The sequence below is a fragment of the Streptomyces sp. NPDC045678 genome, assembly GCF_056432085.1.
The window spans coordinates 445,856-471,570 of the sequence record NZ_JBWKJS010000005.1 but is presented as its reverse complement, the minus strand read 5'-3'; the positions used below and the strand labels follow the sequence as shown (position 1 = coordinate 471,570).

General features: G+C 72.2%; 25 protein-coding genes. 9 read left to right on the top strand and 16 right to left on the bottom strand.

Annotated features, from left to right (window positions below; translation table 11 throughout):
* The first annotated feature begins 84 nt into the window (after positions 1-84).
* A complete protein-coding gene (locus AC07DO_RS20205; protein WP_479061310.1) occupies positions 85-1,725 on the top strand; it encodes a DNA repair helicase XPB in 1,641 nt (546 codons plus the stop codon).
* A 10-nt stretch (positions 1,726-1,735) separates the two neighbouring features.
* On the opposite strand, the gene AC07DO_RS20200 is transcribed toward AC07DO_RS20205, so the two are convergent.
* The 3 genes from AC07DO_RS20200 to AC07DO_RS20190 all read right to left on the bottom strand — a co-directional run bounded on the left by AC07DO_RS20200 (position 1,736) and on the right by AC07DO_RS20190 (position 3,518).
* Positions 1,736-2,098 carry a hypothetical protein gene (locus AC07DO_RS20200; RefSeq protein ID WP_479061308.1) on the bottom strand — a complete coding sequence of 121 codons (363 nt, stop codon included), beginning with the start codon at positions 2,096-2,098 and terminating at the stop codon, positions 1,736-1,738.
* Entirely contained in the window at positions 2,049-3,212 is a 1,164-nt protein-coding gene (locus AC07DO_RS20195) for a glycosyltransferase 87 family protein (protein ID WP_479061621.1), read from the bottom strand. The genes AC07DO_RS20200 and AC07DO_RS20195 overlap by 50 nt, the downstream gene beginning before the upstream one ends.
* A gap of 117 nt (positions 3,213-3,329) precedes the next feature.
* Positions 3,330-3,518, bottom strand: a complete 189-nt coding sequence (locus AC07DO_RS20190) for a hypothetical protein (protein WP_479061306.1) — start codon at positions 3,516-3,518, stop codon at positions 3,330-3,332.
* Between the two features lie 196 nt (positions 3,519-3,714).
* Here AC07DO_RS20190 and AC07DO_RS20185 point away from each other — a divergent pair, with 196 nt between their 5' ends.
* Entirely contained in the window at positions 3,715-4,803 is a 1,089-nt protein-coding gene (locus AC07DO_RS20185; RefSeq protein WP_479061305.1) for a hypothetical protein, read from the top strand.
* Positions 4,804-4,815: 12 nt separating this feature from the next.
* On the opposite strand, the gene AC07DO_RS20180 is transcribed toward AC07DO_RS20185, so the two are convergent.
* The 4 genes from AC07DO_RS20180 to AC07DO_RS20165 are packed head-to-tail and all read right to left on the bottom strand — an operon-like array spanning position 4,816 to position 8,720.
* Entirely contained in the window at positions 4,816-5,820 is a 1,005-nt protein-coding gene (locus AC07DO_RS20180; RefSeq protein WP_479061303.1) for an ABC transporter substrate-binding protein, read from the bottom strand.
* 19 nt (positions 5,821-5,839) lie between these two features.
* Positions 5,840-6,673: an ABC transporter ATP-binding protein gene (locus tag AC07DO_RS20175; RefSeq protein ID WP_479061301.1), complete on the bottom strand. Its 834-nt coding sequence runs from the start codon at positions 6,671-6,673 to the stop codon at positions 5,840-5,842.
* Entirely contained in the window at positions 6,670-7,725 is a 1,056-nt protein-coding gene (locus AC07DO_RS20170) for a FecCD family ABC transporter permease (RefSeq protein WP_479061299.1), read from the bottom strand. The genes AC07DO_RS20175 and AC07DO_RS20170 overlap by 4 nt, the downstream gene beginning before the upstream one ends.
* The gene (locus AC07DO_RS20165; protein ID WP_479061298.1) at positions 7,722-8,720 is read right to left on the bottom strand and encodes a FecCD family ABC transporter permease; all 999 of its coding nucleotides are present in this window, start codon (positions 8,718-8,720) and stop codon (positions 7,722-7,724) included. Before AC07DO_RS20165 ends, AC07DO_RS20170 begins: the two co-directional genes overlap by 4 nt.
* An 83-nt stretch (positions 8,721-8,803) precedes the next feature.
* Between AC07DO_RS20165 and AC07DO_RS20160 the strand changes: the two genes are divergently transcribed.
* The gene (locus tag AC07DO_RS20160; protein ID WP_479061297.1) at positions 8,804-9,433 is read left to right on the top strand and encodes an HAD family hydrolase; all 630 of its coding nucleotides are present in this window, start codon (positions 8,804-8,806) and stop codon (positions 9,431-9,433) included.
* Here the strand turns inward: AC07DO_RS20160 and AC07DO_RS20155 are convergent.
* Entirely contained in the window at positions 9,426-9,677 is a 252-nt protein-coding gene (locus tag AC07DO_RS20155; protein ID WP_479061296.1) for a hypothetical protein, read from the bottom strand. The genes AC07DO_RS20160 and AC07DO_RS20155 overlap by 8 nt on opposite strands.
* Before the next feature lie 184 nt (positions 9,678-9,861).
* Between AC07DO_RS20155 and AC07DO_RS20150 the strand changes: the two genes are divergently transcribed.
* Complete coding sequence (locus AC07DO_RS20150) at positions 9,862-10,245, top strand: cold-shock protein (RefSeq protein ID WP_076685560.1); 384 nt, start codon at positions 9,862-9,864, stop codon at positions 10,243-10,245.
* Positions 10,246-10,300: 55 nt separating this feature from the next.
* Here the strand turns inward: AC07DO_RS20150 and AC07DO_RS20145 are convergent, their stop codons facing one another.
* The 4 genes from AC07DO_RS20145 to AC07DO_RS20130 all read right to left on the bottom strand — a co-directional run bounded on the left by AC07DO_RS20145 (position 10,301) and on the right by AC07DO_RS20130 (position 13,887).
* Positions 10,301-11,209, bottom strand: a complete 909-nt coding sequence (locus AC07DO_RS20145; protein ID WP_479061294.1) for a 1,4-dihydroxy-6-naphthoate synthase — start codon at positions 11,207-11,209, stop codon at positions 10,301-10,303.
* The gene (locus AC07DO_RS20140) at positions 11,199-11,828 is read right to left on the bottom strand and encodes a futalosine hydrolase (RefSeq protein WP_479061293.1); all 630 of its coding nucleotides are present in this window, start codon (positions 11,826-11,828) and stop codon (positions 11,199-11,201) included. Before AC07DO_RS20140 ends, AC07DO_RS20145 begins: the two co-directional genes overlap by 11 nt.
* A 70-nt stretch (positions 11,829-11,898) precedes the next feature.
* Positions 11,899-12,408, bottom strand: a complete 510-nt coding sequence (locus AC07DO_RS20135; protein WP_150217794.1) for a DUF2771 domain-containing protein — start codon at positions 12,406-12,408, stop codon at positions 11,899-11,901.
* An 87-nt stretch (positions 12,409-12,495) separates the two neighbouring features.
* Positions 12,496-13,887, bottom strand: a complete 1,392-nt coding sequence (locus tag AC07DO_RS20130) for an MFS transporter (protein ID WP_479061619.1) — start codon at positions 13,885-13,887, stop codon at positions 12,496-12,498.
* A 652-nt stretch (positions 13,888-14,539) separates the two neighbouring features.
* On the opposite strand from AC07DO_RS20130, the gene AC07DO_RS20125 reads away from it, so the two are divergent.
* Positions 14,540-15,478 carry a DUF3027 domain-containing protein gene (locus tag AC07DO_RS20125; protein WP_453859783.1) on the top strand — a complete coding sequence of 313 codons (939 nt, stop codon included), beginning with the start codon at positions 14,540-14,542 and terminating at the stop codon, positions 15,476-15,478.
* Here AC07DO_RS20125 and AC07DO_RS20120 read toward each other — a convergent pair.
* Positions 15,475-15,978 carry a YxiG-like protein gene (locus AC07DO_RS20120; protein ID WP_479061290.1) on the bottom strand — a complete coding sequence of 168 codons (504 nt, stop codon included), beginning with the start codon at positions 15,976-15,978 and terminating at the stop codon, positions 15,475-15,477. The genes AC07DO_RS20125 and AC07DO_RS20120 overlap by 4 nt on opposite strands.
* A gap of 157 nt (positions 15,979-16,135) precedes the next feature.
* On the opposite strand from AC07DO_RS20120, the gene AC07DO_RS20115 reads away from it, so the two are divergent.
* On the top strand, positions 16,136-19,363 hold the full coding sequence (locus tag AC07DO_RS20115; RefSeq protein WP_479061289.1) for a sacsin N-terminal ATP-binding-like domain-containing protein: 3,228 nt from the start codon (positions 16,136-16,138) through the stop codon (positions 19,361-19,363).
* Between the two features lie 175 nt (positions 19,364-19,538).
* Complete coding sequence (locus AC07DO_RS20110) at positions 19,539-20,384, top strand: calcium-binding protein (protein ID WP_479061287.1); 846 nt, start codon at positions 19,539-19,541, stop codon at positions 20,382-20,384.
* A gap of 13 nt (positions 20,385-20,397) precedes the next feature.
* On the opposite strand, the gene AC07DO_RS20105 is transcribed toward AC07DO_RS20110, so the two are convergent.
* On the bottom strand, positions 20,398-22,800 hold the full coding sequence (locus tag AC07DO_RS20105; protein WP_479061285.1) for an HAD-IC family P-type ATPase: 2,403 nt from the start codon (positions 22,798-22,800) through the stop codon (positions 20,398-20,400).
* A 106-nt stretch (positions 22,801-22,906) separates the two neighbouring features.
* Positions 22,907-23,164, bottom strand: a complete 258-nt coding sequence (locus AC07DO_RS20100) for a DUF2530 domain-containing protein (RefSeq protein ID WP_479061283.1) — start codon at positions 23,162-23,164, stop codon at positions 22,907-22,909.
* 239 nt (positions 23,165-23,403) lie between these two features.
* Between AC07DO_RS20100 and AC07DO_RS20095 the strand changes: the two genes are divergently transcribed.
* Positions 23,404-24,858 carry an NCS2 family permease gene (locus tag AC07DO_RS20095; RefSeq protein ID WP_479061282.1) on the top strand — a complete coding sequence of 485 codons (1,455 nt, stop codon included), beginning with the start codon at positions 23,404-23,406 and terminating at the stop codon, positions 24,856-24,858.
* 36 nt (positions 24,859-24,894) lie between these two features.
* Here AC07DO_RS20095 and AC07DO_RS20090 read toward each other — a convergent pair whose 3' ends face one another.
* Positions 24,895-25,077: a ribbon-helix-helix protein, CopG family gene (locus tag AC07DO_RS20090; RefSeq protein ID WP_079075028.1), complete on the bottom strand. Its 183-nt coding sequence runs from the start codon at positions 25,075-25,077 to the stop codon at positions 24,895-24,897.
* 143 nt (positions 25,078-25,220) lie between these two features.
* Here AC07DO_RS20090 and AC07DO_RS20085 point away from each other — a divergent pair, with 143 nt between their 5' ends.
* A complete protein-coding gene (locus AC07DO_RS20085) occupies positions 25,221-25,658 on the top strand; it encodes a MarR family winged helix-turn-helix transcriptional regulator (RefSeq protein ID WP_479061279.1) in 438 nt (145 codons plus the stop codon).
* The last annotated feature ends 57 nt before the right edge of the window (positions 25,659-25,715 follow it).

The window sequence follows — 25,715 nt, the reverse complement described above, 5'->3', positions numbered from 1 at the left end:
CGCCCGGGTACAGCCGCTTTCGCTCCCCGCGTACCGCCGCCGGTGCGGCACACTGGACGTTTGGCCTACGGAAAGGGCGCTCGCGTGAACGGTCCCCTCATCGTCCAGTCGGACAAGACCCTCCTGCTCGAGGTCGACCACGAGCAGGCCGACGCCTGCCGTCGCGCCATCGCGCCGTTCGCCGAGCTGGAGCGGGCGCCCGAGCACATCCACACCTACCGGGTCACCCCGCTCGGGCTGTGGAACGCGCGTGCCGCCGGGCATGACGCGGAGCAGGTCGTGGACGCGCTCGTGGAGTTCTCGCGGTACCCCGTGCCGCACGCGCTGCTCGTCGACGTCGCCGAGACGATGGCCCGGTACGGACGCCTCACGCTCTCCAAGCACCCCACCCACGGCCTCGTGCTCACCACCACCGACCGGCCGGTGCTCGAAGAGATCCTGCGGTCGAAGAAGGTCCAGCCGCTCGTCGGCGCCCGGCTCGACCCCGACACCGTCGCCGTGCACCCCTCCGAGCGCGGCCAGATCAAGCAGACGCTGCTGAAGCTGGGCTGGCCCGCCGAGGACCTCGCCGGATACGTCGACGGCGAGGCGCACCAGATCGACCTGGACGAGGCGGGCTGGTCGCTGCGCCCCTACCAGCAGCAGGCCGTCGAGGGGTTCTGGCACGGCGGCAGCGGTGTCGTCGTGCTGCCCTGCGGTGCGGGCAAGACGCTGGTCGGCGCCGGAGCCATGGCGCAGGCCAAGGCCACCACCCTCATCCTCGTCACCAACACGGTCTCCGCCCGCCAGTGGAAGCACGAACTGGTGAAGCGGACCTCCCTGACGGAGGACGAGATCGGCGAGTACAGCGGGACGCGGAAGGAGATCCGGCCCGTCACCATCGCCACGTACCAGGTGCTCACGACCAAGCGGAAGGGCATCTACCCGCACCTCGAACTCTTCGACTCGCGCGACTGGGGCCTCGTCATCTACGACGAGGTGCACCTGCTGCCCGCGCCCGTCTTCAAGTTCACCGCCGACCTCCAGGCCCGCCGCCGCCTCGGCCTCACCGCGACCCTCGTGCGCGAGGACGGGCGCGAGTCCGACGTCTTCTCGCTCATCGGCCCCAAGCGGTTCGACGCCCCGTGGAAGGAGATCGAGGCGCAGGGCTACATCGCGCCCGCCGACTGCGTCGAGGTGCGGGTCAACCTCACCGACAGCGAGCGGCTCGCGTACGCCACCGCGGAGGCCGAGGAGAAGTACCGCTTCTGCGCCACCACGGCGACCAAGCGGAAGGTGACGGAGGCGCTGGTCAAGAAGCACGCCGGCGAGCAGACCCTCGTCATCGGGCAGTACATCGACCAGCTCGACGAGCTCGGCGAACACCTGGACGCGCCCGTCATCAAGGGCGAGACGACCAACGCGCAGCGCGAGAAGCTCTTCGACGCGTTCCGCCGGGGCGAGATCTCCGTCCTCGTCGTCTCCAAGGTCGCCAACTTCTCCATCGACCTGCCCGAGGCGACCGTCGCCATCCAGGTGTCCGGCACGTTCGGGTCGCGGCAGGAGGAGGCGCAGCGGCTCGGGCGTGTGCTGCGGCCCAAGGCCGACGGGCACGAGGCTCGCTTCTACTCCGTCGTCGCGCGCGACACCATCGACCAGGACTTCGCCGCCCACCGGCAGCGGTTCCTCGCCGAGCAGGGGTACGCGTACCGGATCGTGGACGCGGACGAGCTGCTGGCCGGTTAGCGGGCGGCGGTCAGGCGCCCGCGAGCATCGCCGCCGGGATCACCAGGACCGACATCAGGGCGAACGCCGTCCGCAGCCACGCCGCGCGCGAGCCGCGCGGCGTGAGCCAGCCCGCCGTCAGGCAGCCGACGCCGCCGAGCGTCGCGAGGACGTAGCGGGCCACCACGTCCTGGTGGGCCTGCGAGGAGGCGTCGCCGAGCTCCGCGTCGAGGGCGACCACGTACCAGCCGAGCGTGAGGAGCAGCAGCACGACCGGCGTCGCCAGGGCCAGGCCGAGGACGCGGGACGGGGGCGGGACGGGGTGCGCGGCGGCGTGGGCGGCGTTACGGGCGGCCCACTCGTGGCGGGACTCCGTCTCGGGGTCGTTGTGCATGGAGCGAGTCAACCCGCGGGCGCGGGGCCGGCACCTCGGTCCGCGTACTCAGGTACGTACTCAACATCGGTGGCAGTGCCAGTGCGAGCAGCGCGTACGGGGATGCCAGTGCCTGCTGCCACCACGCCAGGTGGAGGTCCAGGTCGCCCCGGTGCGGGAGCAGCCAGAACGTGCGGGCCGTGAAGAGGAGGGCCACCGCGGCCGCGAGGTACGGGCGGCGCCCGGCGGTCAGGACGGCCAGGAGCGGCACGCACCACACCCAGTGGTGCGACCAGCTGATCGGGGAGACCAGCAGGGCCGTGAACGCGGCCAGGAGCAGCGCGCGCGGCTCGTCGGGCGCGCGACGGACCAGCCACAGGCCGACGGCGGCCGTCACGGCCGCCGGGACCGCCCAGGCCGCGCCCGGCTCCGCGTCGTGCAGGAGCCGCGCGACCAGGCCCTGCAGCGACTGGTTGTCGACGATCCACGCCTTGCCGACCCGGTCCGTCTCGAAGAGCCGTCGCGTCCAGAAGTCGACGCTCGCGGCGGGCAGCACCAGCGCGCCGAGCAGCACGGTGCCCGCGAACCCGGCGAACGCGACGGCCGCCTCGCGGACGCGCCCCCGCAGCAGGAGGTAGCCGACGAACACCGCGGGCGTCAGCTTGATCCCGGCCGCGACACCGACGGCGAATCCCTTGCCGACGGCGCCGGGCGGCCGGGTGAGGTCCCACAGGACCAGGCAGGCGAGCGCGAGGTTGATCTGGCCGAACAGGACGGTCTGGAAGACGGGTTCGAGCCACAGGGCGAGGGCGGTCGCGGCGCAGAGGAACGGCGCGCGGACGGGGAGGCCGACCGGCTTGCAGGAGAGGCGGACCAGGAGGGCGAGGAGGGCGACGTTGCCGACGAGGAAGCCGGTCTTCAGGGCGCCGAGCGGCAGCCAGGTGGTCGGTACGAAGAGGATCGCGGCGAACGGCGGGTAGGTGGCGGGCAGTTCCCACTCGGTGACGGTGAATCCGTACAGGTCGCTGCCGTTGGCGACGGCGGCGCCCTCGGCCCGGTAGACCAGGGTGTCGGCCATCGGGACGTGCTGGACGACGCAGAGACCGGCCAGAGCGGTGAGGGAGACCGCGAGCAGCACACAGGCTGCGGGGAGTGGACGTGCCGTCACGATCCGTGTTGTCACGGCGTGACTTTAGTGGACGGCGGGCCGTGGGCGGTGGTGGACGGGCGGGTGTGCCCGGCCGGGGGCGTGTCAGCGGGGTCGTACGCCCGCTTCCTCGGCGAACTCGCCGAGCACGACGACGCCGAACGCGGCGCTCACGAGGACCTTGGCGGCGCGCAGGGCACCGCCGATGCCGCGCGGGTGCGGGGCGCCGTGCTGCACGGCGCCGGGGTCGGCGGACGAATGGGCGGACGCGGGGGTGAAGGTGGTTGCGCTCATGTGTCCATGATGGTTTTCACGCGCCCCCCGCACATCGGCCTGCGGTGCAACCCGCCCCTCGGTCTGGGGTGCAACCTGCGGCGGAGCCCCTACGCCTTAGGGCGGAGGCCGACCCCTAGGGCCTCCGGAGGAGGTACCGTCGAGAGCGCTGGGTACAACCGCGGCGCGTCAAGGCGGCCGCCCCGGAGGGGACTTCGTGGGGATCGAGAGCGATCAGCTGGTCTACGACTATCTGAGCCGGGTCGGAGACCTGGCCCAGCAGCGGCAGTTGCCGTCCGGTGACCGGATGCGGCTGGTCGCCGACCTGCGGAACCGGATCGACCGGGGCAGGGACAAGGCCGTCGGCGACAATCCGGCCTCCGTCCGCCGCATTCTCGCCCGCCTCGGCACCCCGGAAGAGATCGTGGAGGCGGCGGGCGGCACCTCGGGGGACGTACCGGGGGACGTGCCGGGACACACGCCGGGGCTCACGTCGGGCCCGGCACCGGGCGACGTACCGGCGAAACCGCGCGCCCTGCGCGTACCGAAGCCCCGCCGCGCCACCAGAAAGACACCGGGAGCGGCAAAAGCGCCGGAGGTCCCGGCCTCCCCGGAGGCGTCCCGGATCCCCGCCCCCGGCCACCCGCCCGACCTCTTCGAGGGCGCCGCGCCACCCCACCTCGCGGGCATCGACGAGCTGGGGCCCAGTGGCTCCCAGCCCGACTGGTGGCGCGTGGACAGCAGCCCGTTCGGCCACGCCGACAGTGTCCCCGGCTTCGTCGGCGGCATCGAGATCCCCGAACTCCTCAAGCCCCCGCCCGAAGCGGGCGCCAAGAAGGCCCGCGACGAGGAGGCCGAGGAGGAGACAGAGGACGAGGAGGAGACCGCGTACGAGGAAGCGGCGGAGGAGCCGGGACGGCGCCGGTGGCGACTGCCCCGGGCACGGGCCTCCGACGGCGCGGGGCCGACGTTCAGCAACCCGCTGCTCCTGCTCGCCGCCGCGCTCCTCACCGTCGGCGCGGTCCTCGGCAACCTCGTGGTCCTCGTCGTCGGCTGGCTCATCGCCTACGCCTCCCGCAGGCTCACCCGCGCCGAGGTGAAGTTCGCCGTGATCGGGCTGCCGACTCTCGCGGTGGCGGCCGGGATCACCTGGCTCTGGGGGCGGAGCGAAGGCCGCTGGGGCGACCCGATCAGGGAGGGTCACATGAGCGACGCCATCGCCGACACCTGGCCGTGGGTGGTGCGGGGGGCGGCCGTCGCCTCCGCGCTGTTCCTGCTGTGGAGGTCGCAGCGGCAACGGCCGTGAACAGCCGCGCCGCTACTCCCTCTCCGCCAGGTCGGCCCGCAGCTCGTCCAGGATCCGGTCCGCGGCGGTGTAGCCGATGCCCTGGATCCACAGCTCGTCGTCGACGGTGTGGACGTTGCCGGACTTCACCGCCTTCATGTTCTTCCACAGGCCGCTGCCCACGGTCCGCGTCTCCTTGGACTTCTTCGGATCGCCGTACGTGGAGCGGAAGATGACGTCCGTGTCCGCGAGGTCGATCTTCTCGGGGGACAAGTCGTAGGAGAAGCCGTCCTTGGCCTTCGCGGAGATCGGGGCGCGGCCGAGGCCGACGTCCTTGAGGAGGGTCGCGATGTAGCTGCGGTCGCCGTAGAGGCGGATGTCGGCGCCCTCGATGAAGCGCAGGACGTTGACCTCGGTCTGCTCGGCCTTCGCGGGGCCGCCGATGGCGGCGGTGACCTTCTTGGTGTGTGCCGTGTAGTCGGCGACGACCTTCTTCGCCTCGGCCCGCTTGCCGAGCGCGTCGGCGTGCACCTGGAAGTTCTCCTTCCAGGGGTAGCCGGTCGTCTCCGTCATGACGGTCGGCGCGATCGCCTTGAGCTGGTCGTACTTGGCGGCGTGCCGGATCTTCGACGTCAGGATGAGGTCGGGCTTCAGCGCGGCGATGGCCTCCATGTTCGGCGTCATCATCTCGCCGACGTCCTTGATGCCGCTGACCTTGTCCTTCGGCAGGTAGCCCAGGAACCCGGACGACGCCTCGACGTGCGTGGAGCCGACCGGTTTCACACCGAGGGTGATCGCGGAGTCCAGTTCGGCGGTGTCGAGGACGACGACGCGGCGCGGGTTCACGGGCACCTTCACGTCGCCCATGGCCGTCTTCACCGTGTGGGTCTCGCCGGAGCCCGCGGCCGTGTCACCGGAGTCCGAGGAGCCGCAGGCGGTCAGCGCCAGCGTGCCGGTGAGGGCCAGCGAGCCGGTGAGGAGCGCGCGGCGGTGGAGGGAGCCGCGGAATCGGGACCGGGGGGCGCGGGAGCGGGGCATGGGGACGCCTTTCATGGGGTCAGGCGGGACGGGAGGGGGACGGGGAGGGGAGGGGAGCCGACGCGGACCACGGCGCCCCGGGGACGACCAGCGGGGAGCCGGTCACGGGGTCGGGGACCACCACGCACTCCAGGCCGAAGACCTCGCGCACGAGCTCCTCGGTGACGATCTTCGCGGGCGCGCCCTCCGCGACGACCTCGCCCGCCCTCATGGCGACGAGGTGGTCGGCGTAGCGCGCCGCCTGGTTCAGGTCGTGCAGGACGACCACGATCGTGCGGCCGCGTTCGTGGTTCAACTGGCGTACCAGATCGAGGACTTCCACCTGGTGGGCGATGTCCAGGTAGGTGGTCGGCTCGTCGAGGAGGAGCAGGCCGGTGTCCTGGGCGAGGGCCATCGCGATCCACACGCGCTGGCGCTGGCCGCCCGACAGCTCGTCGACGGGGCGATCGGCGAGCGGGACGACGTCGGTGCGTTCCATCGCCTCCGTCACCGCCTTCTCGTCCGCGTCGGACCACTGCTGCCACCAGCGCTGGTGCGGCTGGCGGCCGCGTGCCACGAGGTCGGCGACGGTGATCGCCTCGGGCGCCACGGGTGTCTGCGGGAGCAGCCCGATCTGCTGGGCGATCCTCTTGGTGGGGAGCGTGGCGAGGGACGCGCCGTCGAGGAGGACGGCACCGCTCCTCGGCTTGAGGAGACGGCCGAGGGCCCGCAGCGTCGTGGACTTGCCGCAGGCGTTGGGGCCGACGATCACGGTGACCCTGCCGTCGGGGATCGCGAGGTCGAGGCGGTCGACGACCGTGCGGTCCTCGTAGGCGAGGGTCAGCTCGCGGGCCGAAAGGCGGGCGGCGGTCACGGCGTGCCTCCTGTGCGGACGATGAGCCAGATCAGGTAGGGCGCTCCGACGGCCGCGGTGAGGACGCCGACGGGCAGCTCGGTGGGGGAGAACAGCCGCCGGGCCAGCAGGTCGGCGAGGACGACGATCAGCGCGCCGAGCAGCGCCGAGCACAGCAGCGGGAGCTGCGCGGTGCGGGTCAGCCTGCGGGCGGTCTGCGGGGCGAGGAGCGCCACGAAGTCGACGGGGCCCGCGGCGCCGGTCGCCACCGAGGCGAGGACGACGCCGAGCAGGACGAGCCCGAGGCGTACGTGACCGAGACGTGTGCCGAGGGCCGTCGCCGTGTCGTCGTCCAGGCCTGCCGCGCGCTGGGCGCGGGCCGCCCACAGGACGAAGGGGAGCAGTACGAGCAGGGTCAGGCCGAGCGGGTTCGCCTCGGCCCAGCCGCGGCCGTTCAGGGAGCCCGTCATCCAGATCTGCGCCTGCTGGGCGATGAGGTAGTCGCCCTTGGTCATGAAGAGCGTCGTCACGGAGCGCAGGGCGATGGCGAAGCCGATGCCGATGAGGACGAAGCGGGTGGCGTGCAGGCTGCCGCGCCACGCGAAGACGTACACGAGGGCGGCCGCGGCGATCCCGCCGAGCACGGACAGGTAGGGCAGGACCGTGTACGAGGTGACGCCGAGAGTCATCGCGCCGACGGTCAGCGCGCTCGCGCCGTGGCTGATGCCGATGATGTCGGGGCTGGCGAGGGGGTTGCGGGCGACGGTCTGGATGAGCGCGCCCGCCACCCCGAACGCGGCGCCGACCAACAGGCCCACCACCATGCGGGGTTCGCGGAGCGTGCCGACGACCAGCTCGTCGGCGGAGGGCCGCCCGAGGACGACCTTCAGGACCTCGACGGGCCGGACGAAGGACTCGCCGACACAGAGGTACGCGAGACAGCTCGCCGCGAGCAGCACCGCGAGGGCCACGGCGACGGCGGCGGCCCTGCGGTGCACGAGGAAGGCGGCGCGGCGCACACGGAGCACCGCGTAACCGGCGGGCCGGACCCGGGCCGGGGCGACGGCGCTCATGCCGCAACCGCCTTGCGGCGGACGAGCGTCACGAGGAACGGCACCCCGATGAGCGCGGTCATCACCCCGGCAGGCACCTCGCTCGGCGGGAAGACGATCCGCCCGACGGTGTCGGAGACCAGCAGCATCACGGGCCCGATGAGCGCGGCCAGCGGCAGCACCCAGCGGTGGTCGCCGCCGATGAGGGCGCGGGCGATGTGCGGGACGGCCAGGCCGATGAAGGCGATGGGGCCCGCGGCGGCCACGCCCGCCGCGGTGAGGACGGTCGCGCCGAGCCCGCCGACGATCCGTACCGCGGCGACGTTCTGGCCGATGCCCTTCGCGACGTCCTCGCCGAGCGCGAGCGCGTCCAGGCCGCGGGCGACCGCGAGGACGAGCAGGAGGCCCACGAGCAGGAACGGCCAGATCCGGCCGACGATGTCGGCGTCGCGGCCGGAGAGCGAGCCGACCTGCCAGAACCGGAACTCGTCGAGCGCGGACGCCTTGGTGGTGAGGACGCCGGTGGTGACGGAGACGAGCAGCGCGTTGATGGCGGCGCCGCCCAGCGCGAGCTTCACGGGGGTCGCGCCGCCCCGGCCACCGGACGCGATGGCGTAGACGGCGACGGACGCGAGCCCGGCGCCGGCGAACGCCCACCAGACGTATCCGGTGAGGGTGTGGACTCCGGCGTAGGCGATGGCGAGGACGACGGCGACGGAGGCGCCCTGGCTGATGCCGAGGATGCCGGGGTCGGCGATGGGGTTGCGGGTGATGCCTTGCAGGGCGGTGCCGGCCAGCGCGAGGGAGGCGCCGACGAGGACGCCGGTCACGGTGCGGGGCACCCGCATCTCGCGTATCACCTCGGCGGAGTCGCCGTGCCCGCCGTGCAGCAGCGCGTCGAGCACGGCGGACGGCGCGATGGCGCGGGCACCGACGGCGAGGCTGAGCAGGACGGCGAGGAGCAGGGCCACGACGGCCGCCGTCAGGACGGTGGCGCGTCGGACGGGCACAGACATCGGCTGGGCTCGTTTCACCGGGAGGTAAGGGTGGGCTAAGTCTAGGGGCGGGCGGGGGGCCCGCCCTCGGCACAATGGGGCGCATGAGCTCACACACGCTGACCGTCGGCTTCGACCTCGACATGACCCTGATCGACTCCCGGCCCGGTATCAAGGCCGCCTATCAGGCGCTTACCGCGAGGACGGGGACGTACGTCGACGCCGACCTGGCGGTCACGCGGCTCGGCCCGCCGCTGGAGGAGGAGCTGCGGAACTGGTTCCCCGAGGAGAAGATCAGGGAGACGGGGGACCTCTACCGCGAGATCTACACCACACACGCCATCGAGCCGACCCTCGCGATGACCGGCGCCCGTGAGGCCGTGGCGGCGGTGCACGCGCACGGCGGGCGCGCGATCGTGGTGACCGCCAAGCACGAGCCCAACGCGAAGCTGCACCTGTCGCACCTCGGCATCGAGGCCGACGCCGTCATCGGCCGGCTCTGGGCGGAGGCGAAGGCGGAGGCGCTGCGCGAGCACGGCGCGACGGTGTACGTCGGGGACCACACCGGCGATGTACGCGGCGCGCGTACGGCGGGCGCGCTCTCCGTGGCGGTGGCGACCGGCCCGTGCGACGCAGCGGAACTGCGCGCGGCGGGCGCCGACGTCGTCCTCGGCGGACTGGCGGAGTTCCCGGCGTGGCTCGACGCGTTCGTGGCGGGGCGGGCCGTCAGCTAGTGCCGGCCCTGGCCTGCCGTCGCTGGAAGGCGATGCCGCGCAGCACCCCGATCCCCGCGATGAGGAACCCGACGCCCATCAGCATGCACACCGCGTACGCGATGGAAGGAAAGGGATCGGTGCCCAGGAACAGCGGGGCCACCGTGACCAGTGTGGCCACGGCTCCGACGAAGAAGACGATTGCTCCGGTCCGGACCATTCCGTCGCCCGGCCCGCTGGAATTCGCTTGGGTTTTGTCACGCACCCGACCAGGGTAGTTCCCAGCGCGAAGGAAGAATCCGGGGACGTCTTGTCACAGGACCACGGACCAATAGTCTTGGTTCCTGGCGGGTCGGGCGACCCGCTGTAGTGCTATCCAGAGCCGTTTTCGCTCCGTCGTTCCCGACGGGCGGGACCGGCACAGACGAGTACGAGGACGAGGACTTCACGTGCCTACCGGCAAGGTCAAGTGGTTCAACAGCGAGAAGGGCTTCGGCTTTCTCTCCCGCGACGACGGCGGCGACGTCTTCGTGCATTCCTCAGTACTGCCCGCCGGTGTCGACACACTCAAGCCGGGCCAGCGCGTCGAATTCGGCGTGGTCGCGGGACAACGCGGTGACCAGGCCCTTTCCGTGGCGATTCTCGATCCCACCCCGTCCGTCGCGGCCGCGCAGCGGCGGAAACCGGATGAACTGGCGTCGATCGTCCAGGATTTGACGACCCTGCTCGAGAACATCACGCCCATGCTGGAAAAGGGCCGCTACCCCGACAAGGCGTCCGGCGCGAAGATCGCGGGCCTCCTGCGGGCGGTCGCGGACCAGCTGGACGTGTAGAGCGGAGACCCGGGGCGAGACCGCCCCGGGCTCGAAGACAGGCTCTCGAGTCCCGCTAGGGAAACGACAGAGCGTCCGGACCGAGGGGCGGTACGAGTCCCTCGGCCGCGGCGCGGGTCAGCAGCCCGCGGACCGCCGCGTAACCGTTCTCGCCGAGGTCGGCCGTGAACTCGTTCACGTAAAGCCCGATGTGCTGGTCCGCCACCGCCGGGTCCATCTCCTGGGCGTGCTCCAGGACGTACGGACGCGAGGCCTCGGGGTCGTCCCACGCCATCCGCACCGAGGCGCGGGCGGCGTCGGCGAGGGAGCGCAGCCGCTCCGCGCCCAGCGACCGCTTCGCGATGATCGCGCCCAGCGGGATCGGCAGGCCCGTCGTGGACTCCCAATGCTCGCCCATGTCGGCGAGGCAGTGCAGACCGTAGTTCTGATACGTGAAGCGCGCCTCGTGGATGACCAGGCCCGCGTCGACCCTGCCGTCGCGCACCGCGGGCATGATCTGGTCGAAGGGCAGCACCACGATCTCGCCGACGCCGCCGGGCAGCGTGTCCGCGGCCCAGAGACGGAAGAGCAGGTACGCCGTCGACTTCTCGCTCGGCACGGCGACCGTCTTGCCGGTCAGGTCGACGCCCGCCTCCCGGGTCAGGACGAGCGGCCCGCAGCCACGGCCGAGCGCCCCGCCGCAGGGCAGCAGCGCGTACGTGTCGAGGACGTACGGCAGGACGGCGTACGACACCTTCAGGACGTCCAGGTCGGACGTCTCGGCGGCGGACGCGGCGCGCTCCGCGATGCCGTTCGTGATGTCGATGTCGGCGAACGTGACGTCGAGGGCGGGCGCGCCCGGCACCCGGCCGTGCGCCCACGCGTCGAAGACGAACGTGTCGTTGGGGCAGGGCGAGTACGCGACGCGCAGCGGGCGGTCGAGGGGGTCGACGAGGCTCTGGGGGCCGGTGGGGCTATCGGTCATGTGTGGTGCAACTCCTCAGTACCGGCGCGAACTTCCCGAACGCGTCGCTCAGCGCGGACAGCGCGTCGCCGATCCGCCAGGCCGCACGGTCGCGCGGGCCGACGGGGTTGGAGACGGCGCGAACCTCGATGACGGGCAGTCCGTGCAGCGCAGCGGCCTCGGCGACACCGAAACCCTCCATCGCCTCGGCCAGGGCGCGGGGGTGCCGCAGCCGCAGGGCGGCGGCGCGCTCGGCGGAGCCGGTCACGGTGGAGACGGTGAGGACGGTGCCGGTCGCGGCACCGCAGGCGTCGGCGAGTTCCCGTACGAGGGACGGCGGCGGACGGTGGGTGACCGCGCCGAAGCCCAGCTCGGTGACGGGCGCGAACCCTTCGGGGGTCTCGGCGCCCAGGTCGGCGACGGTGATCTCGTCGGCGACGACGAGGGAGCCGACGGGGGCGTCGGGCGGGAAGCCGCCGCCGATGCCCGCCGACACGACGAGGGTGTAGGGCCGCCCCTCGGCGACGGCACGGGCGAGTGCGGTCGCCGTGCCCGCCGCGGCGGCCGCGGGGCCGACGCCGACGGCGAGGACGTCGACCGACGTCCCTTCCGGTGCCCGCGGTGCCTGCGCCCCGGCCACCGCGTCCCGTTCGGCCGGGACGGCGGTGGCGACGAGGACGCGCGGGGCGGGCGCGGCGTGCGAGGTCAGGTCAGGAGTCCTTCTCGAACTTGAACGACCACAGGCCCGTCGCCTTGGACTCCGAGCCCTTGCCGCCCTCGAGGAGGCTGACGGTCGACTTCTTGCCGCCACCGCCGTACTGCTGGTTGAAGAAGACGCTGCCCGGGATGACGACGTACGTCTTCTTGCTGGCCTCGGTCAGCGGCTGACCGTTCATCAGCAGCGTCCAGCCCTTCTCGGCCATCTCCGGGTCGACACCGAAGCGGACCTTCTCGTCCGGGTCGATCTTCACGGACTTGACGTCCTTGTCCTGGAGGCAGGACTTGATCTGTGCCTCCTCGAGCTCCTTGCCGTCGTTGTAGCAGGAGGCCTCGGTGTTCACCGAGTCGCTGCCGACGGTGACGGTGGCGAGCGGCGTCGGCTTGTCGCAGGCCGAGAGGACGAGGAGTCCGGCGGAGACGGCGCCAAGAGCGGCCGCGGTGCGGCGGCGGCGCGCCGCGCTGTTCACATTCGCGGCTCCGCCGCGGAGCAGGGAGGTCATGGGCGAAGGCTATCGGGCGCGCCGGGGGGTGCTGTTACGCGGGGGGCATGGGCGTGCCGTCCGGGGCGGGGCGGCGGCGTGGCGGGGTCAGAGGACCCGGGGGCGGGGGCCCGTCCGGCGGGACGACGCGAGCAGGCCCCGTACGGTCGACAGCCAGCCCACCGCCACGATCACCGCCGCCACCGAGAGCCCCAGCGCGCCGATCAGCGGCAGCGCGATGCCGATGCCGCCGCCGACCACCCAGGCCATCTGGAGCAGCGTCTCGGAACGGGCGAACGCGGACGTGCGGACCTGCTCCGGGACGTCCCGCTGCAGCAGCGCGTCCAGGGACAGCTTGGAGAGGGCCTGCGCGAAGCCCGCGCAGGCGCCGAGACAGGCGACGCCCACCGCCCCGAAGAACACCGCGGACGTGATCGCCACGCCGAGCACCACCCCGACCACCGTCACGATGATCAGCTCCGGGGCCCGCGACTTCAGCCAGGCGCCGACGGCCGTGCCCAGCGCGTTGCCCGCGCCCGCCGACACCCCCACGATGCCGAGCGACACCGCCGCGCTCTGCCCGGCCAGCGGATGCTCCCGCAGCAGGAACGCCAGGAAGAAGATGAGGAAGCCCGACAGGCAGCGCAGCGACGCGTTCGCGGCCAGGGCGTGGGTGACGGCCGGCCCGACCGTACGCAGCCCGAGGCGCCGTTTGCGGGACGTGTCGGAGGCCGCCTCGGCGCGGGCGTGCAGATGCAGGTGCTCCTCGTCGGCGGCGAGCAGCGCCTTGCTCTCGCCCTTCGACGAGTCCACCTTGTGCGGCAGCGAGAACGACAGGATCATCCCCGAGACGAAGATCACGAAGGCGCCGAACAGCGGCCACCGCGGGCCGACCGCCTGGAGCCCCGCGCCCATCGGCGCCGCGACGGCCGTGGCGAGCAGGCCGCCGAGCGTGACCCGGGAATTGGCCTTGACCAGGGAGAACCCCGGTGGAAGGAGGCGTGGCACGACCGCGCTTCGCACCACCCCGTACGCCTTCGACGCGACCAGCACGCCCAGCGCCGCCGGGTACAGCTCCACGCTGCCCGACACGACCGCGCCCGACAGGACGAGCGCGAGCAGGGCCCGTGCCAGCATCGCGCCCGCCATCGCGGCGCGGCGGCCGTGCGGGAGGCGGTCCAGGAGCGGGCCGATGACGGGGGCGAGGAGCGTGAACGGCGCCATCGTGATCGCCAGGTACAGCGCGACGCGGCCGCGGGCCTCGTCCGTCGGCACCGAGAAGAACACGGTCGAGGCGAGCGCGACGGTGATCATGACGTCGCCGGCGCCGTTCACGGCGTGCAGCTCGATGAGCTTGCCGAGGCCCGACTCGCCCGCTCCGTGGGCGTGCGTGGCCTTGCGGATGCCGCGGGCGGTGCCGGTGAAGGGGAGGTGCAGGGCGCGGCCGAGCGCGCGGGCGGTCCGCCTCGCCGGGCCCGGCGAGACGGTTCCTACGGACATCGACCTGGTGGGGGCCACCCCGTCATAGTGCCCTGTTGGGGGGTCCACTAGTACGGATACTGGCTGTGAGCCCGTGGCGCCGTCTCTCCGCCGCTCCGCGGCTGGGGTGGGGCGAGTTGTCCCGCGCCCCTGTGCGGGAGTGCTTCGCCGCTCCGCGGCGGGTCTCCCGCCCACCCACCCGTTTGCCCCGCACCGTGCGGTGGGCGAGGTGGGGCGAGTTGTCCCGCGCCCCTGTGCGGGAGTGCTTCGCCGCTCCGCGGCGGGTTTCCCGCCCACCCACCCGTTTGCCCCGCACCGCCGGGCGGAGGCGGAAACCCCCTGCACCGCCAGGTGGAGGTACGTACGGGCGGCGCGCAGCGGCGACGGGGAGGGGGCGGCCGTGCCGAGGGGTTTTGGGGGGTGTGGGGGGCGGATCGGGGCGCGGTGGCGTACGTCGGTGTAGGCCCAGGGGCCAGGAGAAGGTAGCGTGCGTAGCGCGCCTGCGGCGGTTGTTCTTGGCCGCGCGCCTCTCGGTCATCCCGCAGAATGGGTGACGTAGGTGCGCCCCGGAACGTCGGGCGCGGACGTTGACGCGGCCCTCTGGTCCGCTCCGTCCGCACCCCCGCGTAAAGGTGGCGCACTCGTGAGACGGCGTAGGAGAGAAGCGATACCTGTGAGCGCAGCGACAACGCGAAGCCGTACCCCGCGCACCCCGCGTACCCCCGACCGCCTCTGCGCCGAGGCGGTGGACCTGGCACGTGCCGCGGCCGAGGAGGCCGCCGCGCCCGGTGTGGTCGGTGAGCATGTCGAGGTCGTCGTCGAGGGCGACCGCGTCGTCACGCACTTGTTCGAGTGCAAGGAGTTCGGCTACCGGGGCTGGCGCTGGGCCGTAACGGTCGCGCGTGCCTCGCGGGCGAAGGTCGTCACCCTCGACGAGACCGTGCTGCTGCCGGGCCCCGACGCGCTCCTCGCCCCCGAGTGGGTGCCGTGGAGCGAGCGGCTGCGCCCCGGCGACATGGGCCCGGGCGACCTGCTGCCGACGGACGCGGAGGACCTGCGTCTGGAGCCGGGGTACTCCGGCGAGGAGGAGCCGCCGCCGAACTCCGTCGTGTCGCAGGAGATGGCCGAGCTCGTCGAGGCGGAGGACGCGGAGGTGACGGCGGGGTCGCCCGCCGAGCTGCCCGTCCCGCCCGCCCGCGGCTCCATCGCGGCGGTCGCCGAGGAGCTCGGCATGCGCCGGGAGAGGGTCCTCTCGCGGTACGGGCTGCATGTCGCCGCGGACCGCTGGGACGAGGCGTACGGAGCGAAGACCCCGATGGCGCAGGCGGCGCCCGCGGCCTGTGTCAGCTGTGGGTTCCTCGTGCGGATCGGCGGCTCGCTCGGTCAGGCGTTCGGTATCTGCGGCAATGAGTTCGGGCCCGCGGACGGGCACGTCGTCTCGCTGTCGTACGGGTGCGGGGGCCACTCGGAGGCCGCGGTCATGCCGAAGCCGCCGCGTCCGGCGCCGCCCGTCCTCGACGAGACCCGCGTGGACGTGCTGCCGCTGCGGCCCGGGGCGGACTCCGGGTCCGTCAGCGCGGAGGGCCCCGGCGAGGACCTCGGGCACTCCTAGGCCGTCGGCGGCCAGTCCGTCACGAAAGGCGCGTAACCGACCGGGACCTCGCTGACCTCCAGGTCGGAGAAGACCAGCGTCAGGTCGTGCGCGTTGGTCCTGACGCGCACCTCGTGGAAGTCGATCCCGATCTCCTTCGACCAGTGGTCGGCCGCCTTCGAGTCCCGGACCAGCTCCGCACCCGGGTACATGGCGTGGCACCTCACGCCCCAGACGTAGCCGCCGAGGTCCGGGTCGGCGCTCTCGTGGCCCAGGAGACGGTCGTCCAGCGATTCCCGCCAGGTCTCGGGGGTCACGGACGTCTCGCACCGGGCCTCGACGCAGTACCGGAAGAGGTGGCGCAGGTACGCCGGGGGCACGCCGGTGCGCGGGTCGGCCGTCGCGTAGATGATGAGTTCGTAGTCGCGCATGTGTGCGGCGTAGCCGTGGTGCACGACGGCGTGGTCGAACGTCTCTTCCAGTTGCTGTTCGAGCAGAGCGATGTCCGTGCCGCTTTCCATCTCACCCGACCAGCAGGTCGACAGCGGGATTCGCCGGGTCGTCCGCGCCCCGACCCCCCTCCCCGGACGCGGTAGCGTTCGCCCGCAAGGCACGTCGCCCCACCCATGCACGCCCCCACCCCACGCACGCACGCCCCCCCAGAGGAGACAGTCGACCGTGAGCAAGACCGTGCGGCCGGCGGCCGAGGGTACGGATCCCTTCGGCACCGCCCGCCTCCGCCGCGGAGTACTCGACGCGTGGGCGGCGGCCCCGGCCCGTTTCCGTGAGGACGCCAACGCCGAGGAGGACCTCGCCCTCGGCGGCTACCGCGACCGCCTCGTCGTCGAGCTCGCGCAGAACGCCTCGGACGCCGCCGCCCGCGCGGGCGTCCCGGGCCGCCTCGCGTTGACGCTGCGCGGCGGGGTCCTCGCCGCGGCCAACAGCGGCGCTCCTCTCGACGCCACCGGGGTCGAGTCCCTCTCCACCCTCCGCGCCTCCGCGAAGCGGGAGCCGAGGGAGGGGGCCACCGCGACAGCCACCGGCACCTCCCCCGGCGCCGTCGGCCGCTTCGGCGTCGGCTTCGCCGCCGTCCTCGCCGTCTCCGACGAGCCCGCCGTCGTCGGGCGCACCGGCGGCGTTCGCTGGTCGCTGTCCGAGGCGCGGGAACTGGCCGCGGACACCGCCCGGTTCAGCCCGGGCCTCGGGGACGAGGTGCGGCGCAGGGACGGCCACGTGCCGCTGCTCCGCCTCCCCTTCGCCGCCGAGGGCACCGCCCCCGACGGCTACGACACCGTCGTCATCCTGCCGCTGCGCGACGCCGCCGCGGAGGACCTCGTGGCGCGGCTCCTCGACGGCGTCGACGACGCGCTGCTCCTCGCCCTGCCGGGGCTCGCGGAGGTCAGCATCGAGACCCCGGACGGGACGACGCGCACGCTGCGCCGCCGCACCGAGGCCCCGTACACCGTCATCGAGGACAGCCGCGACGGCACGACCCGCTGGCGCACCGTCAGCAGGCAGGGGCCGATCGAGGCCGGCCTCCTGAAGGACCGGCCCGTCGAGGAACGGCTGCGCCCGCACTGGTCGGTGACGTGGGCCGTGCCCACGGGGGCCGACGGCGCCCCGGAGCCGCCGGTCACCAGCCCCGTCGTGCACGCGCCGACACCGAGCGACGAGCCCCTGGGCGTACCGGCGCTGCTCATCGCCTCGTTCCCGCTGGACACCGCTCGGCGGCACGCCGCTCCGGGGCCGCTCACCGACTTCCTGGTGGAGCGGGCCGCGGACGCGTACGTCGAACTGCTCGCCGACTGGCGGCCGGTCACCGAGGGGATCATCTCCCTCGTGCCGGGGCCGCTCGGCAGGAGCGAGCTGGACGGCGCGCTGCGCCGGGGCATCCTGGACCGGCTGCCCCGTACCGCCTTCCTGCCGCCCGCGCTGCCTCGCGCGGAGGACGACGAGGACGAGCTGCCGGAGGCGCTGCGGCCGCGGGACGCGGAGGTCGTCGAGGGCGCCGGTGCCGAGACGGTCCGGGTCCTCGCCGAGGTGCTGCCGTGCCTGCTGCCCGCGGGTCTGGAGCGCCGCGCCGAGCTGCGCACGCTGGGCGTGGCGCGGATCGCGCTGACGGAGGCGGTGGACCGGCTCGCGGGTCTGGAGCGGGAGCCCGGCTGGTGGCGGCGGCTGTACGACACGCTGGCCGGGGTCGACCCGGACCGGCTCTCGGGGCTGCCGGTGCCGCTGGCGGGCGGGCCGACGCCTTCGCACGGCTACGAGGAGGGCGTGGGGGATGCGAGGGAGTCCGGTGGGCGCGCCGCGCGCACCACCATCGGGCCCCGTCAGGTCCTCCTCCCCACTCCCGCGGACGGGCACGGCAGTGACGCCGATCCCGCCGTCCTCGCCCGGCTCGGGCTGAAGATCGCTCACCCGGACGCCGCCCACCCGCTCCTGGAGAAGCTCGGCGCGCTGCCCGCCACGCCCCGCGCCGTCCTGACGACGCCGCAGGTCCGTGCCGCCGTGGCCGCGTCGCTCGACGACGACACGTGGGACGAGGAGGCCCTGGACGCCGAGGAGCTGGCGGACGTCGTGCTCGCGCTCGTACGGGACGCGAACCTCGCGCCCGGCGACGAGCCGTGGCTGGCCGCGCTCGCGCTGCCCGACGAGGACGGCGAGCTCGCCCCCGCCGGTGAACTGGTCCTGCCCGGCAGCGACTTCGCGCAGGTCATGCGGGACGACGAACTGGCGCTCGCCGACCAGGAGCTGGCCGACCGGTGGGGCGAGCAGCCGCTCGCCGCGTGCGGTGTGCTCGCCGGGTTCGCCCTCGTACGCGCCACGGATGTCGTCCTCGACCCCGACGAACTGGAGCCCCGTGACGGGGACTTCCCCGAGCCGGACGACGCGGGTCTGCTGGACGCCGTGGACGTGTGGTGCGAGGACGTGCTCGACCGGCTGCCCGACACGCCGGTGCCGCCGGTGGCGACCGAGATCGTCGCGGTGCGGGATCTCGACCTGGTCGACGACGACTGCTGGCCGCAGGCCCTCGCGATGCTGTCGCGTCCGCCGCTGCGGGACGCGCTGACGCAGCCGTTGCGGGTGCTGCTGCCGGACGGGACGACGGAGACGGTCCGTTCGTACACGGCGTGGTGGCTGCGCGGTCACCCGGTCCTCGGCGGCCGTCGGCCCGCAGGGCTGCGGTCGGCGGGCGGCGACCCGCTGCTCGTCGGTCTATACGACGCCGCGGACGCGTCCGGCTTCGAGGACGAGCAGGTCCTGCGGGCGCTGGGCGTGCGGACGTCCGTGAGCGCCCTGCTGGCGGAGCCGGGTGGCGCGGCCGAGCTGCTCGACCGGCTGGCGGACCGGGAGCGGACCGTTTCCGCGGCCCAGCTCCACGCGCTGTACGGGGCGCTGGCCGACCTCGACCCGGAGCAGGTGACGCTCCCCGACGAGCTGCGCGCGGTGGTGGACGGCGAGGTCGTGGTGGTCGACGCGGCGGACGCGGTGGTCGCCGACGCCCCCGACCTGCTGCCGCTGGCCGACGGGGTACCGCTGCTGCCGGTGCAGCCGGGCCGGGCGGCGGATCTGGCGGAACTGTTCCAGGTGCGGCGGCTCAGCGAGACGGCGGCCGTGGAGCCGTCGGGGGAGGGCGTCGAGCACGACGTTCCGGAATCGGTGCGGATCCTGCTGGGCGACGGCACCCCGGAGACGTACGTGGAGTACGACGAGCTGGTCGCGGGCGGCGTGGAGCTGGACTGGCGCCGCACCCCGGACGGCGCGGTGCACGCGGCGACCCTGGAGGGCGTCGCGGCGGGCCTCGCCTGGGCGGCGGGCCAGTGGCCGCGCCGCTTCGAGGTGGCGGCGCTGCTGGAAGATCCCTCGCGGACGGAGGAGCTGGCGCGGGACCGCTGGTTCGACTGAGGGGCGCCCCCTTCGGGGCGGGCGATGTGACGCGGTCATATTTTCTTCACATCGTGTACAACCAGTCGCCCCTGTCGAGAGTCTGATCTTGCGAGTCAACAGACTCCTAGATCACTTGGGACCCGCGTGACGCGCCTCGCGCTCCGCGGGACCCCTTCTCCACCTGGGGAAACACATGCGCATCCGTGCCACCGTGGCCGCACTGTCCGGCACCCTGGCCCTTTCCGCACTCGCCGTTCCGGCTGCGACCGCCGCCGACGGCCCGAGCACCCCGAAGCTCGCCGCCTCCGTCGCCAAGGCCGCCAAGGCGGCGGACGGCGCCAACGTCGGCGACACGAAGATCACCAAGATCACCGTCAACGGTGGCAAGGACGTCGTGCTGGGCACGACCGAGAAGAAGAAGTTCACCGTCGCCGTCACCGCGACGGACCCGGAGGGCATCGTCGCGGGCAGCGCCTTCCTCTGGCACGGTCCCGGCCAGGACCACGCCGACGGCCTCATCACGCCCGATGACTTCGAGGGCAAGTGCGTGGTCGTGAACGCGACCACCTCGACCTGCACCGTCACCGTCGTCGCGGACCCGAAGGTGGACTTCTTCTCGAACGACGCGGCCGGCGGCGGCTGGAAGGCCTTCGCGACCGTGGGCGCCGGCGGCACGGGTGAGGCCACCGTCGAGGGGGCCAAGACGGACGTCCGCATCCAGCGTGCCGCCCGCCTCACCACCAACGCCTCCCCCGAGCCCATCAAGAAGGGCAAGACCCTCACGGTCACGGGTGCCCTGACCCGTGCCAACTGGGAGACCTCGAAGTACGCCGGCTACACCAAGCAGTCCGTGCAGCTGCAGTACAAGAAGAAGGGTGCCAGCAGCTACACCACCCTCAAGACGATCAAGTCCGACACCAAGGGCAACCTGAAGACCACGGTGAAGGCGTCGGCCGACGGCTACTTCCGTTACGTCTTCGCGGGTACGTCCACGACCCCGTCGGTGACCTCCACCGCCGACTTCGTCGACGTGCGATAGGACCGCAGCACCCCTACGCCGGAAAGCGGCGGTCCACCCAGCGGTAGGTGACCTCGATGACCAGTGAGGCCACCGCCGCGATCGCGACCGCCGCCCACGGCATCGTCGTGCCCACCAGCTTCAGCTGGAAGAAGTCCTGGAGCCAGGGCACGGTCAGCACGAGCAGGAAGCCGAGACCCATCGCGCCGATCAGGCCGATCCGCCACCACGTGTAGGGGCGGGCGATGATGGCGAGGACCCACATGGCGATCAGGAACAGCGCCAGCGTGGCCGCGCTGGTCTCGGCTTCCCGCGCGCCCGCGCCGTCGTAGTGGTGGCGGGCGAGGAGGTACGTCACGAAGGTGGCGACGCCCGCGACGACGCCGCCCGGAATCGCGTACCGCATGACCCTGCGGACGAAGTGCGGTTTCGCGCGCTCCTTGTTGGGGGCCAGCGCGAGGAAGAAGGCCGGGACGCCGATCGTCAGCGTGGAGAGCAGCGTCAGGTGGCGGGGCAGGAAGATGTACTCGACCTGCGAGCAGACGACGAGCAGCGCGATGATCACCGAGTAGACGGTCTTCACCAGGAACAGCGTGGCGACGCGCGTGATGTTGCCGATGACGCGGCGGCCCTCGGCGACGACGGACGGCAGCGTCGCGAAGCTGTTGTTGAGGAGCACGATCTGGGCGACCGCCCGGGTCGCCTCGGAGCCCGAGCCCATCGAGACGCCGATGTCGGCGTCCTTCAGCGCCAGGACGTCGTTCACGCCGTCGCCCGTCATCGCGACGGTGTGGCCGCGCGACTGGAGGGCGCCCACCATGTCGCGCTTCTGCTGCGGGGTGACGCGGCCGAAGACGGAGTTGTCGTCGAGGGCCTCCCCCATCTCGTCCCGCTCGGCGGGCAGCTTGCGCGCGTCCACGGTGTTCTCGGCGCCGGGCAGGCCGAGCTTGCCCGCGACGGCGCTCACCGAGACGGCGTTGTCGCCGGAGATGACCTTGGCGGAGACGTCCTGCTCCTCGAAGTAGCGCAGGGTGTCGGCGGCGTCGGGCCGCAGCCGCTGCTCCAGGACGACCAGGGCGGTGGCCTCCGCGCCGGACGCCACGTCGGGGGCGTCGAGGTCGGCGCCTGCGCGGGCGAGGAGCAGCACGCGCAGGCCCTGCTTGTTGAGGTCCTCGATGTCGGCGAGCGACGCGTCGCCGTCGGGCAGGAGCACGTCGGGGGCGCCGAGCAGCCAGGTCGACGTGGTGCCGTCGCCCTCGCTGAAGGAGGCGCCGCTGTACTTGCGGGCGGAGGAAAAGGGCAGCGACTCCGTGCAGCGCCACTCCTCGCTGTCGGGGTAGGAGTCGATGATCGCCTGGAGTGACGCGTTGGGGCGTGGGTCGGATTCGCCGAGGGCGCCGAGGACCTTGCGCACGTACGTCTCGTCGGCGCCGCCCAGCGGGCGCAGCTCGGTGACGTCCATGCCGCCCTCGGTGAGGGTGCCGGTCTTGTCGAGGCAGACCGTGTCGACGCGGGCGAGGCCCTCGATGGCGGGGAGTTCCTGGACGAGGCACTGCTGGCGGCCGAGCCGGATCACGCCGATCGCGAAGGCCACGGAGGTCAGGAGGACCAGGCCCTCGGGGATCATCGGGACGATGCCGCCCACCGTGTACGCGATGGACTCCTTGAAGTTGTCGTCCTTGACGACGAGCTGGGAGATGACCAGGCCGATGGAGGTCGGCACCATCAGCCACGTCACGTACTTGAGGATCGTGGAGATGCCGGTGCGCAGCTCGGAGTGGACGAGGGTGAAGCGGCTCGCCTCCTCGGCGAGCTGCGCCGCGTAGGCCTCACGGCCGACCTTGGTGGCGGTGAAGGCGCCGCCGCCCGCGACCACGAACGAGCCCGACATCATCTTGTCGCCGGGCTTCTTGATGACGGGGTCGGCCTCACCGGTGAGGAGCGACTCGTCGACTTCGAGGCTGTCGGTCTCGACGGCCTCGCCGTCCACCGGGATCTTGTCGCCGGGCCCGAGCTCCACCAGGTCGCCGAGGACGATCTCGGATGCGGAGATCTCGGCGGCGCCGCCGTCGCGCCGGACGGTGGGTTTGGCCTCGCCGATGACGGCGAGGCTGTCCAGCGTCTTCTTGGCGCGCCACTCCTGGATGATGCCGATGCCGGTGTTGGCGACGATCACGAAGCCGAAGAGGCTGTCCTGGATCGGCGCGACGAACAGCATGATCACCCAGAGCACGCCGATGATCGCGTTGAAGCGGGTGAAGACGTTGGCCCGGACGATCTCGCCCAGGGAGCGCGAGCTCCGTACCGGTACGTCGTTGACCTCGCCGCGCGCGACCCGCTCGGCCACTTCCGCGGAGGTCAGGCCGGTGGCCCGCCCCTTGGGGGGTGGCACCGGGTGGACCGGGTCGAGCTCGGCGCCCGCGTCGATATGCGTCATGCATTCGACGGTAAAGGGGGTCTTGCGGCTTCACCCCTTGAATGCCCCAAAGATCCGACCAAGGTAGGACGGGTCCCGTCCTGTGGTTGTACGGACCGTCGGCGGATTACCGCGGCTGTGTGACCTTCGACCTCTTGATCGCGGCGTCGCGCTTGCGTACGTACCAGATGCCGATGAGGCCGAGCCCCGCGCCGGCCAGGCAGGTCCACACCCACCAGGTGGCGTCGCGGTCGTCGAACCAGCCGTAGAACGGCAGCTGGGCCAGGAAGAGGACGAACCAGAGGATCGTGCCACCTGTGATGGTGGAGACCACGGGGCCCTCCAGGGGCTCCGGCGCCTCGTGCTTGGGGGTCCACTTCGCCATGGGTACAGCTTACGAGGCGGGGTCGGGGGCGCTTGCACCCGCTGCCGACCGGCCATGCACTCGTCGCCGACCGCCCGCACACCCGTTGCCCCGCAGGGGTCTACGCGCGGAGATAGCGATTTCGGCTTCATGTATTCATACTGAAACGGCTCGTTAATGGCCGATTGCTTTCGTATGAAGGTACAAGTTCGCGAAGCTCGGCACTTCACCTTCTTCATTCACAGGTCATGAGGTTTTCCATGTCTTCCTCGGCCAGCGCTCCGGTCGATGCCCGTAAAGAGCCGCCGAAGGCCCCGCAGAACGGCCTCGACGCATTCTTCAAGATCTCGGAGCGCGGCTCGACCCTCGCCAGGGAAGTCCGCGGCGGCTTCGCCACCTTCTTCGCGATGGCCTACATCGTCGTGCTGAACCCGATCATCCTCGGCAGCGCGAAGGACATGTACGGGCATCAGCTCGACAACAAGCAGCTCGTCACCGCGACCGTGCTGACCGCCGCCTTCACCACGCTCCTCATGGGCGTCATCGGCAACGTGCCCATCGCGCTGGCCGCGGGCCTCGGCGTCAACACCGTCGTCGCCCTCCAGCTCGCGCCCCGCATGTCGTGGCCCGACGCCATGGGCATGGTCGTCCTCGCCGGCTTCGTCGTGATGCTGCTGGTGGCGACCGGTCTGCGGGAGCGCGTGATGAGCGCCGTACCGCTGGGCCTGCGCAAGGGCATCGCGATCGGCATCGGCCTCTTCATCATGCTGATCGGCCTCGTCGACGCCGGTTTCGTCTCGCGCATCCCGGACGCCGCGCACACCACCGTCCCGCTCCAGCTCGGCGGCGACGGACACCTCAACGGCTGGCCCGTCCTCATCTTCGTGCTCGGCGTGCTGCTCACCCTCGCGCTCCTCGTGCGCAAGGTGCCGGGCGCGATCCTGCTCAGCATCGTCGTCATGACGGTCGTCGCGATGATCATCCACTCCGTCGCCGGGCTCGACAGCCAGTCCTGGGGTCTGACCAGCCCGGAGTGGCCCGGCAATCCCGTATCGACGCCGGACTTCGGGCTCGTCGGCCAGATCAGCCTGTTCGGCGGCTTCGAGAAGGTCGGCGTCCTGACCGGCATCCTCTTCGTCTTCACCGTGCTGCTGTCGTGCTTCTTCGACGCGATGGGCACGATCATGGGCATCGGCGACGAGGCGAAGCTGACCGACGCCAACGGCAACATGCCCGGCATCAACAAGGTCCTCTTCGTCGACGGCATCGCCGTCGCCGCGGGCGGCGCCTCGTCCGCCTCGGCCACCACCTGCTTCGTGGAGTCCACGGCGGGCGTCGGCGAGGGCGCCCGCACGGGCTTCGCGAACGTCGTCACCGGCGGCCTCTTCGCCGTCGCGCTCTTCCTCACGCCGCTCGCCACGATGGTCCCGTCCCAGGCGGCCACGCCCGCCCTGCTCGCGGTCGGCTTCCTGATCCTGTCCGGGTCCATCGGGCAGATCGACTGGGCGGACCACACGATCGCGATCCCCGCGTTCGTGACGATGCTGATGATGCCGTTCACGTACTCGATCACGAACGGCATCGGCATGGGCTTCATCACCTTCACGGTGCTGCGGCTCGCGTCCGGGCGCGGGCGCGAGGTGCCGGTCGCGATGTACGCGGTGTCGGCGGTGTTCGCCTTCTACTACCTGATGCCCGCGCTGAACCTCACGTGAGGCGGCGCCCCCGGCGGGGCGCGCGGGCCGGGGCGTTCACGCCGCCCCGTAGAACTTCTCTGTCTCCTCGACGGACGCCTTGAAGCGCTCGTCGAAGTCGTCTCGGATGAGCGTCCGGACCACATAGTCCTGGACGCTCATTCCTCTTTTGGCCGCGTGCTGTCGGAGCCGGTCGAGCAGCTCACCGTCTATGCGCAGGCTGAGCACTGGCGATCCCATGCCTGACAGGGTCCTCGGCCGCGCGAGCCCGGTGCGTCACTTTCCGAAGTCACCTCACTCGTTCGGGTGACGAAATGGTTCGGTCTCGTACTTCTGGGAACTCAAGTGGTCTTTAGCATGGGTAATGAGTTACGCTAACAAACATGCCGGACCTCTCCCATGGTGACGATGCCGTCGCCGTGAACGCCTTGCGCTCCGCTGTGATGCGCCTGTCCCGTCGACTCAAGCACCAGCGTGTCGACGAGTCGCTGAGCCCCACCGAGATGTCGGTGCTCGGCACCCTCGCCCGCTGCGGCTCCGCCACCCCGGGCGAGCTCGCCCGCAAGGAGCACGTGCAGCCGCCGTCGATGACCCGCATCGTGGCGCTGCTCGAGGCCAAGGGCCTGGTCCGGCTCGAGCCGCACCCCGAGGACCGCCGCCAGAAGGTGGTGACCCAGACCGAGACCGCCGAGGCCATGCTCGAAGAGAGCCGCCGCAAGCGGAACGCCTGGCTCGCCGGCCTGACCGAGCACCTCGACGACGACGAGTGGGCGCGGCTCCGCGCCGCCGCTCCCGTGCTGGAGAAGCTCGCGCACCTGTAGTCCCGCGGCATCCCGCGGGTACCCGTAGTCCCGCGGCATCCCGCGGGCACTCCCGCC